The organism is Micromonospora sonneratiae (genome assembly GCF_042679305.1).
GTDB lineage: Bacteria > Actinomycetota > Actinomycetes > Mycobacteriales > Micromonosporaceae > Micromonospora_H > Micromonospora_H sonneratiae.
In genome coordinates, this window is sequence record NZ_JBHTMP010000121.1 from 1 (window position 1) to 8,680 (window position 8,680).

The following is an 8,680-nucleotide window of genomic DNA, read 5'->3' on the forward strand; positions in this document are numbered from 1 at the left end:
CGCCCCGGTCCCCGCGTCCCTCGCCGCGTCCGCCGCCGTCGCCACGCGGGCGGGCGTCGGCCTCGTCGTCGAGCCGCAGGGTCAACGAGATCCGCTTTCGTGGCACGTCCACGTCGAGCACCTTCACCCGTACGACGTCACCGGGCTTGACCACCTCGCGGGGGTCCTTGACGAAGGTCTTCGACATCGCCGAGACGTGGACCAGACCGTCCTGGTGCACCCCGACGTCGACGAACGCGCCGAACGCGGCGACGTTGGTGACGACCCCCTCCAGCAGCATTCCCGGCGTGAGGTCACCGATCTTCTCGACCCCGTCGGCGAAGGTCGCCGTCCGGAACGCCGGACGGGGGTCCCGGCCCGGCTTCTCCAACTCCCGGATGATGTCGGTGACGGTCGGTAGACCGAACTTGTCGTCGACGAACTCCACGGGCTTCAGGGCCCGCAGCAGCGTGCTTCTGCCGATCAGCGAGGGCAGGTCGACCCCGGTCGAGGACAGGATGCGCCGGACCACCGGGTAGGCCTCGGGGTGCACGCTGGAGGCGTCCAGCGGGTCGTCCCCGCCGGGGATACGCAGGAAGCCGGCGCACTGCTCGAACGCCTTCGGACCCAGCCGGGGGACGTCCTTGAACGCCTTCCGCGAGCGGAACGGTCCGTTGGCGTCGCGGTGCAGGACGATGTTCTCCGCCAGCCCGGCACTGATGCCGGAGACCCGGGCCAGCAGCGGTGCCGAGGCGGTGTTGACGTCGACACCGACCGCGTTGACGCAGTCCTCGACGACCGCGTCGAGCGACCGGGACAGCTTGCCCTCGGCCAGGTCGTGCTGGTACTGCCCGACCCCGATCGACCGCGGCTCGATCTTGACCAGCTCGGCCAGCGGGTCCTGGAGCCGGCGGGCGATGGAGACCGCGCCGCGCAGCGACACGTCCAGCCCGGGCAGCTCCTGCGACGCGTATGCCGACGCCGAGTAGACGGAGGCACCCGCCTCCGACACCATGACCTTGGTCAGCTTCAGGTCCGGGTGCAGCCGGACCAGGTCCGCCGCCAGCTTGTCGGTCTCCCGCGAGGCGGTGCCGTTGCCGATCGCGACCAGTTCGACGTTGTGTGCGCGGGCCAGCCGGGCGAGGACGTCGATCGACTGGTCCCACTGCCGACGCGGCTCGTGCGGATAGATCGTCTCGGTCGCGACGACCTTGCCGGTCGCGTCGACCACGGCCACCTTGACCCCGGTTCGCAGCCCCGGGTCCAGGCCCATGGTCGGCCGGGTGCCGGCCGGCGCGGCCAGCAGCAGGTCCCGCAGGTTGGCGGCGAAGACGCGTACGGCCTCCTCCTCGGCCGCCTGCCACAACCGCATCCGCAGGTCGGCGGCGAGGTGGATCAGGATCCGGGTACGCCAGGCCCAGCGCACCGTGTCGCTCAGCCACCGGTCGGCCGGCCGCCCCCGGTCGGCCACCCCGAACCGGTTGGCGATCTCGGTCTCGTAGCGGGTCGGCCCGACCGGGGCACCCGCCTCGGCGGGTGCCTCCTCGGGGTCGAGGGTCAGGTCGAGCATGCCCTCCTTCTCACCCCGGAACATCGCCAGCACCCGGTGCGAGGGCAGCCTGGTGTACGGCTCGGAGAAGTCGAAGTAGTCGGCGAACTTGGCGCCGGCCTGCTCCTGACCGTCGCGTACCCGGGCCACCAGCCGGCCCCGCGACCACATCTGCTCGCGCAACGAACCGATCAGGTCGGCGTCCTCGGCGAACCGCTCGACCAGGATCGCCCGCGCCCCGTCCAGCGCGGCGGTGGCGTCGGCCACGCCCCGGTCCTCGGCCACGAACCCGGTAGCCGTGGCCCGGGGATCGAGCGTCGGGTCGGCCAGCAGTTGATCGGCCAGCGGCTCCAGCCCGGCCTCCCGGGCGATCTGGGCCCTGGTCCGCCGCTTGGGCTTGTACGGCAGGTAGATGTCCTCCAGGCGGGCCTTGGAGTCCGCCGCCATGATCTGCGCTTCCAGCGCCTCGTCCAGCTTGCCCTGGCTGCGGATCGACTCCAGGACGGCGGCGCGCCGCTCGTCCAGTTCCCGCAGGTAGCGCAGCCGCTCCTCCAACGCGCGCAGTTGCGCGTCGTCGAGCATGCCGGTGGCTTCCTTGCGGTAACGGGCGATGAAGGGCACGGTGGCCCCACCGTCGAGCAGTTCGACGGCGGCCCGTACCTGCCGCTCGGCCACACCGAGCTCGCCGGCGATCCGCTGATGCACGGAGGCCGTCTGAACAGAGGTCGTCACGATCCTGATCCGCCTTCTAGGTTGGTTCCGGTCTGCATTCTGCCCGTGTCCCGTACCGTTTGTCGCATCGGCTGGCTGGGGGCGACCTGCCCGGCCACGAGCGGGAACGTGGCGACCACCCGCCAACGGTCCGGTGCCAGTCGGCCGTAGCTGAGCATTCCGCCGTACGCCTCGATGTCCCGGCGCAGGCTGCGTAGCCCGTAGCCGCCGGGTACGGGGGGACGGGGGGTGGGGCGGACCGCCGGTGGCCCACCGATGCTCAGCGTGGTCACCCGGAGCCGGTTCGCGTCCCGGCGTACCTGGATCTCCAGCCGGGTGCCCGGACCGTCGTGACGCAACGCGTTGGTGGCCACCTCGCCGAGTAGTCGGTGCGCCACCGTCAACACCGGACCGGCCAGTTCGCCCAACTCTGTCGGCAACGTCGCGGGGAGGTCGAGACCGGCGGTCCGCAGCCCGTCCAGCCGGTCGTGCAGGTCGTCCGTGGCGGTCGCGACGGCCCGGGAGTCCAGTTCGGTGATGGTCCGGCGGATCTCGGTCAGCGCGGCGCGTCCGGCGTCGAGCACCCGGTCGACGCGGTCCCGCTGGGCGGGCTCCAACGGGCCGGTGTACCGCAGGGCCTCGGTCTGCACCAGCATCACCGTGATGGTGTGGGCCAGGGTGTCGTGCAATCGGCGGGCCAGTCGTTCCCGCTGCTCGGCCGAGGCGAGGTTCTCCTCGGTGATCCGCTGTTCGAGGCGTAGCCGGGAGCGCTCGGCGACCAGCGCCATGCGTCTGCGGAGCTGGTGTGCCCGCTCGGCCCCGGCCAGCCAGGCCAGCGCGAACGCGACCACGGCCAGCAGGTAGCCCTCGACCGGTCCCCGTCCGGGCAGGCTCGCCACCGCCACCGCCGTGGCCGCCGCGAGGGACATCCCCCACCGGACCAGTGGCGTCCGACTCGTCGCCGCCGTGTAGACGGCCAACAGGGCGGGCATGTAGCCGACGGTGCGGGACATGCCCATCAGCATGTGTGCCGAGGTGGCCAGTGCGACCACGGCCAGGACCGTGCCGGGCGCCCGGCGGCGCAGCAGCAGGGGGAGGATCGCAGCCGCGCTCAGCGCCACCGAGACGGGGTCGCCCGTCGTGGACGCGACCCCGCTGACCAGGAACAGTCCGGCCAGCAGGCCCTGCGTGGCGAGGTCCACGACGAGCTGCCAGTGGGCGCGTACCCAACCGGTGATGCTGGGCACCATCGGCAACCGACGTCCTGTCGACAATCGACTCGCTCCTCATCCACCTGCCGGCGGTCGGCATAGCATCGGGGCCGTGATCCGACTCGCCATCGTCGACGACCAGGCGCTCGTCCGGGAGGGCCTGTCCCTCATTCTCGCCGCCCAGTCGGACATCGAGGTGGTCGCCGCGTTGCCGGACGGTCCGGCACTGTTGGACTTCGTGGCCCGGCACCCGGACGCTGCGGACGTCATCCTGCTGGATCTCTGTCTCCCCGGGGAGGACGGGGTGCAGACGCTCGGCCGGGTGCGTCGCCGGTTCCCCGGGGCGGGTGTCCGGGTGTTGATGCTGACCACGATCGGTCGGGCGGTGGACATCCAACGGGCGTTGGCCGCCGGGGCGGACGGTTTCGTGCTGAAGGACGCCACCGGCGACGAGTTGGCTGCGGCGGTACGCGGAGCGTACGGGGGAGTCACCGCGCTGAGTGCGTCGGTGGCCGAGGTGCTGTGGCCGGGCCGCCGGGACACCGTCGACGGTAGCGGCCCGGGCCCGGACGGGCGTTCGGACGTACGTCCGCCGGCAGCCGGGAACCTGCTCGACTCGCCCGCCGCCCGGATCGCGGCACTGACCCCCCGGGAACGCGAGATCCTCGACCTGCTGGCCGAGGGGTTGGCGAACCAGGACATCGCCCGCTCCCTGCACCTCGCCGAACGTACGGTGAAGACCCACGTCAGCAGTGTGCTGGCCAAGCTCGGGGTGGCCAGCCGGACGCAGGCGGCCCTGCTGGCCCGTGACCTGTCCGACGCCCGAGGTACGTTTCCGTCGGCCGGGGTCGCGTCGGCGGGACCCCGGTGAACGTCGACCGTGGATCAGACGGTCGGGGCGTCGATCTCCTGTGCAGCGGTCCGGATCTCGTCCAACAGGACGCCGAGATCGGCCTCGGTGGTGTCCGGGTGAAGGACACAGGCGCGTAGGGCGGCCCTGCCGGAGAGCCGGGTACCGGTGAGAAAGGCATGCCCGCGCCGTTGTACGGCGGCCGGGATGGCCTGGTTCAGTGCCTCTGTCCTGTCGACGTCGAGGGCCGTGGGCCGGTGGCGGAAGGCGATCACGGATGTGGTGGCTGGAGCCAGCAGCTCGAAATCGTCGGAGGCTTCGATCATGGTGGCGAGGGTGCGGGCGAGCTGGCTGGTCCGCCGCACCAGCTGCGAGATCCCGTCGCGGCCGAGATGTGCGATCGTGGCCCAGACACGAAGTGCGCGGAACGGACGGGTCTGTTCGGGGCCGTATTCGGAGAACCAGCCCAGTGGGTCGCCGTCGTCGTCCTGACGAAGGTAGGGCGGTACGAGGCTGAAGGTGTCGCGCGGACCGACCGGGTCGCGGAAGAGGACGCAGCCGGCGTCGACCGGGACGCCGAGCCACTTGTGCGGGTCCAGCGCGAGGGAGTCCGCCTGCTCCAGGCCGGCGTAGCCGCGGCCGGTTCCTTCGGCGAGGGCGCCGAGGGCGCCGTAGGCACCGTCGACGTGGAACCACAGTCCGTGTTCCCGGGCGATTCCGGCGATTTCCGCCAGGGGGTCGACAGCGCCGGTGTTCACCGTTCCGGCGCTGGCTGCGACGAACATCGGCCGCACGCCCGCCGCCCGGTCCGCTGCGATCAGGCGGCGCAGTGCGCCGGGGTCCATGCGGTACGCGCCGTCGACCGGGACGGTGCGGAGGTAGCGGCTGCCCAGGCCGAGGAGTTCCGCCGCCTTACGTAGACAGCTGTGCCCCTCGGTCGACAGGTAGACCGCCAGTGGGGGCTGCCCGTACAGGCCCGTCTCGCGTACGTCCCGGCCCTGTTGGCGGCTCGCCCGCTGCCTGGCGGTGGCCAGCGCGATGATGGTGGCCATGGAGGTGCCGCTGGTGAGCAGCCCGGCACCTGGCGGGTGCGGGAAGCCCACCAGTTCGGCCAGCCAGCGTACGGCGGTGCGCTCCAGCAGGACGCCAGCGTGTTCTCCTCCGGCGCAGCTCGGGTTCATGGCTGCGGCCAGCGGAGCGACCAGGACACCGGCGGGCGAGGGCGGCGAGTTGACCCAACCGAAGAACCGGGGATGTCCGTTGCCCATCGGATAGGGCAGCATCCGGTCCCGTACGTCATCCAGCAGGTCGGCCAGGGGGCGCCCGGCGGCGGGCAGTGGCTGCCGGGTGAGCCAGGAGCGGTCGGCGTCGGCCACCGGTCGCCACACCGGCCGGTCGGTCACGGTGGCCAGGTGGTCGGCTGCCAGGTCGGCGGCGGACCGGCCCGCCCGTCGCAGGTCGGTCAGTCGTAGGTCAGTCAACAGGTCCTCCTCCGGGTAGGGCGTGGCGGTGCGAGCCGGCTGGCTGGCCCAACGCCATTGCCAGGTAGTACACGCACGGGTCGGTGGAGTCGTTGGCGAAGGCATGTCGGCGGTTGCCGGGGAAGTAGGCGGCGTATCCGGCCGGCAGAACGTGGGAAACGTCATCGACGGTGAGACGCAGACGACCCGTCTCCACCGCCACGTACTCGTGCGATCCCGGGGGATGCGGATCGAACTCTCCCGCGTCCACGCCCGGTTGCAGGGTGGTGCGCATGAACTCGAACTCGACGCCCGGCAGGACGGGCGACAGGATGCGCCGTTCCCACCCGGAGGGGTCCCGGACCACCCGCTGCCGATCGCTGGGCAGGACCACGACGTCGGGGCGTACCGGTTCGTCCAGCAGTCGGGCGATCGAGGTGCCCAGGGCGGTCGCCAGTCGGTCGAGGACCAGCACGGTCGGTGTCTTGGTGCCCCGCTCCACCTCGGACACCATGCTCCGGCTCACGCCGCTCAGCTCGGCGAGCCGTTCCAGGGCCATCCCTCGGGCCTGCCGTTCGGCGCGGATCCGGGCCCCCAACGCGGCCATGGACAGACCGCTGGAGAGGGCTCTGCTGTCACTCATCGCCACACTATAGCGATCGCTATCCTCTATAGCGGAATGGCTGGGCGGGACCGGCCCGAAAGGCGTAGATCGGCTATGTCCTTTGCCGGTTCCGTCGACCGGCGCATCCCATGATGCTGGTGGCTCAACTCGACGGCAGCGAGGAGAGTTCTTCCGTGGTTGCGCCCGTACCCGCCCGACGCAGGCGGCCTTCCCGCCGGCCCATGTCCCGGCGACGGCGTTCTCTGATCATTCTGCTGGCCGGTGTGCTGGGACTGGCCGGCTTCGTCTACGTCAACAACAGTTCCTGGCTGGCCGGGACGGACGGGCAGCGGCCGTTGCTGCTGGCGCACCGGGGGCTGGCCCAGACCTTCGGCTTCGAGGGCATGACCAACGACACCTGCACCGCGGAGCGGATCCACCAGCCGGAGCATCCGTACCTGGAGAACACGCTGGACTCGATGCGGGCCGCCTTCGACGCGGGCGCGGACATCGTCGAGTTCGACGTACAGGTCACCAGGGACGGCCAGCTCGCGGTCTTCCACGACGCCACGCTGGAGTGCCGCACCGACGGGACCGGGCGGGTACGCGACCACACCATGGCCGAGCTGCGCCGCCTCGACGTGGGCCACAAATACACCGCCGACGGCGGCAGCAGCTTCCCGTTCCGGGGCAGAGGCGTCGGGTTGATGCCCACCATCGAGGAGGTCGTCGCCGCCTTCCCCGGACGAGAACTGCTGATCCACCCCAAGAACGCCGATCCGACCGAGGGCGAACGGTTGGCCGCGTACCTGGCGACCCTGCCGCCCGAGCGGCTGCCCACGCTGACCGTCTACGGCGGCGACGAGCTGATCGCGGCCGTGTCGGCGCGGTTGCCCGGGATCAGGGTGATGTCCAAGGCGATCATCAAGGACTGCCTCGTCCGCTACCTCGGCGTGGGCTGGACGGGGTACGTACCGGACAGCTGTGTCCACCGGCAGCTGCACATCCCGGAGACGTACGCCACCTATCTGTGGGGCTGGCCGCACCGGTTCCTCGACCGCATGCGGGAGGTGGACACCAGGGTCGTGCTCGTGGCCGGCTCCGGCGACTTCTCGGAGGGGTTCGACGACGCCGAGGCCTGGTCCCGGTTGCCGGACGGCTATTCCGGTGTCGTCTGGACCAACCGGATCGACCGGGTGGCGGGGTTGGCCGACCGACGTTGAGTCAGGCGACCGTCCGCCACCAGCCGTCGACCGGGGGCGGGGCGTCGACGACGACCCGCTGACCCGGTCGGGGCACGGCCAGCCGTACGCCGTTGGCCTCCGCCTCCCGCCACAGCCGGTCGATCGGCTCGGCCCACGAGTGGATGGCGAGGTTGAACGTTGCCCAGTGCACCGGGATGAGCAGGTCGCCACGTAGGTCGAGATGGGCCGAGACAGCGTCCTCGGGGAACATGTGGATGTTGGGCCAGGCCGCGTCGTACGCGCCGACCTGCATGAGGGTCGCATCGAACGGCCCGTGCGTCGCCCCGATGGCGGCGTACCCCTCGAAGTAGCCGGAGTCGCCGGTGTAGAAGATCCGGCGGGTCGGCCCGGCGACCACCCAGGAACCCCACAGCGTACGGTCGCGGCTGAGTCCCCGGCCGGAGAAGTGTCGGGCGGCGGTGGCGACGAACCTCAACCCGGCCAGGTCGATGCTCTCCTCCCAGTCCAACTCGATGATCCGTTGCCCCGGGACGCCCCATCGGTCCAGGTGGGCACCCACCCCGAGGGGCACCAGGAACGGGGCGGACTGGGTGCGCCGCAGCGTCTTCACGGTTGCCATGTCGAGGTGGTCGTAGTGGTCGTGCGAGATCAGGATCGCGTCCACCTCGGGCAGCTGGTCCAGCGCCACCGGTGGCGGGTGCAGCCGACGCGGGCCCATCAGTCGCGACGGCGAGCAGCGGTCGCTCCAGATCGGGTCGATGAGCACCCGGCGTCCCTCGATCTCGACGAGGGCGGAGGCGTGGCCGTACCAGAGGATGTTGAGTTCGCCGTCGGACGCCGCAACGGGGTCCACGGGGGCGGGAGTGACCACCGGGATGGGATGCTCCGGGCGGCGGCGCTGGCCGCCGAAGAGCAACTCCCACAGCATGTTGCGACCGGTGTGGGCCAGGACCGTGCGGGTGGTGATCGGGTTCTGGAAGGTGCCGGCACGGAACTGTGGCGACCGGTGGATCCGGGCGGCACGGGCACCGGTGGGGCGTCCGCCCAGGGCGGCCGGCACGTCCCGGCCCGCCCAGACCGCGCCGGCGAACCCGGCCAGGGTCAGCGAGGC

At 71.5% G+C, this 8,680-nt stretch carries 7 protein-coding genes; 2 read left to right on the forward strand and 5 right to left on the reverse strand.

The genetic code is table 11. The annotated features are described in order from the left end of the window. The coding region (locus ACFQ4H_RS34080) for a Tex family protein (protein WP_377579280.1) at positions 1-2,260 on the reverse strand (2,260 nt) is incomplete at its 3' end. After that, complete coding sequence (locus ACFQ4H_RS34085) at positions 2,257-3,513, reverse strand: sensor histidine kinase (RefSeq protein WP_377579282.1); 1,257 nt, start codon at positions 3,511-3,513, stop codon at positions 2,257-2,259. The genes ACFQ4H_RS34085 and ACFQ4H_RS34080, both read right to left, overlap by 4 nt. A gap of 49 nt (positions 3,514-3,562) precedes the next feature. On the opposite strand from ACFQ4H_RS34085, the gene ACFQ4H_RS34090 reads away from it, so the two are divergent. Then, positions 3,563-4,321, forward strand: coding sequence for a LuxR C-terminal-related transcriptional regulator (locus tag ACFQ4H_RS34090; protein ID WP_377579284.1), 759 nt, complete (start codon positions 3,563-3,565; stop codon positions 4,319-4,321). Between the two features lie 14 nt (positions 4,322-4,335). On the opposite strand, the gene ACFQ4H_RS34095 is transcribed toward ACFQ4H_RS34090, so the two are convergent. Both ACFQ4H_RS34095 and ACFQ4H_RS34100 read right to left on the reverse strand, forming a co-directional pair. Next, positions 4,336-5,781 (reverse strand): pyridoxal phosphate-dependent decarboxylase family protein, encoded by a 1,446-nt coding sequence (locus ACFQ4H_RS34095; RefSeq protein WP_377579286.1) that lies wholly within the window; start codon positions 5,779-5,781, stop codon positions 4,336-4,338. After that, positions 5,774-6,403 carry a helix-turn-helix domain-containing protein gene (locus ACFQ4H_RS34100; protein WP_377579288.1) on the reverse strand — a complete coding sequence of 210 codons (630 nt, stop codon included), beginning with the start codon at positions 6,401-6,403 and terminating at the stop codon, positions 5,774-5,776. The genes ACFQ4H_RS34095 and ACFQ4H_RS34100 overlap by 8 nt, the downstream gene beginning before the upstream one ends. Before the next feature lie 119 nt (positions 6,404-6,522). Here ACFQ4H_RS34100 and ACFQ4H_RS34105 point away from each other — a divergent pair, with 119 nt between their 5' ends. Next, a complete protein-coding gene (locus ACFQ4H_RS34105; RefSeq protein WP_377579290.1) occupies positions 6,523-7,587 on the forward strand; it encodes a glycerophosphodiester phosphodiesterase family protein in 1,065 nt (354 codons plus the stop codon). Between the two features lies 1 nt (position 7,588). Here the strand turns inward: ACFQ4H_RS34105 and ACFQ4H_RS34110 are convergent, their stop codons facing one another. After that, complete coding sequence (locus ACFQ4H_RS34110) at positions 7,589-8,668, reverse strand: MBL fold metallo-hydrolase (protein ID WP_377579292.1); 1,080 nt, start codon at positions 8,666-8,668, stop codon at positions 7,589-7,591. Between the last annotated feature and the right edge of the window lie 12 nt (positions 8,669-8,680).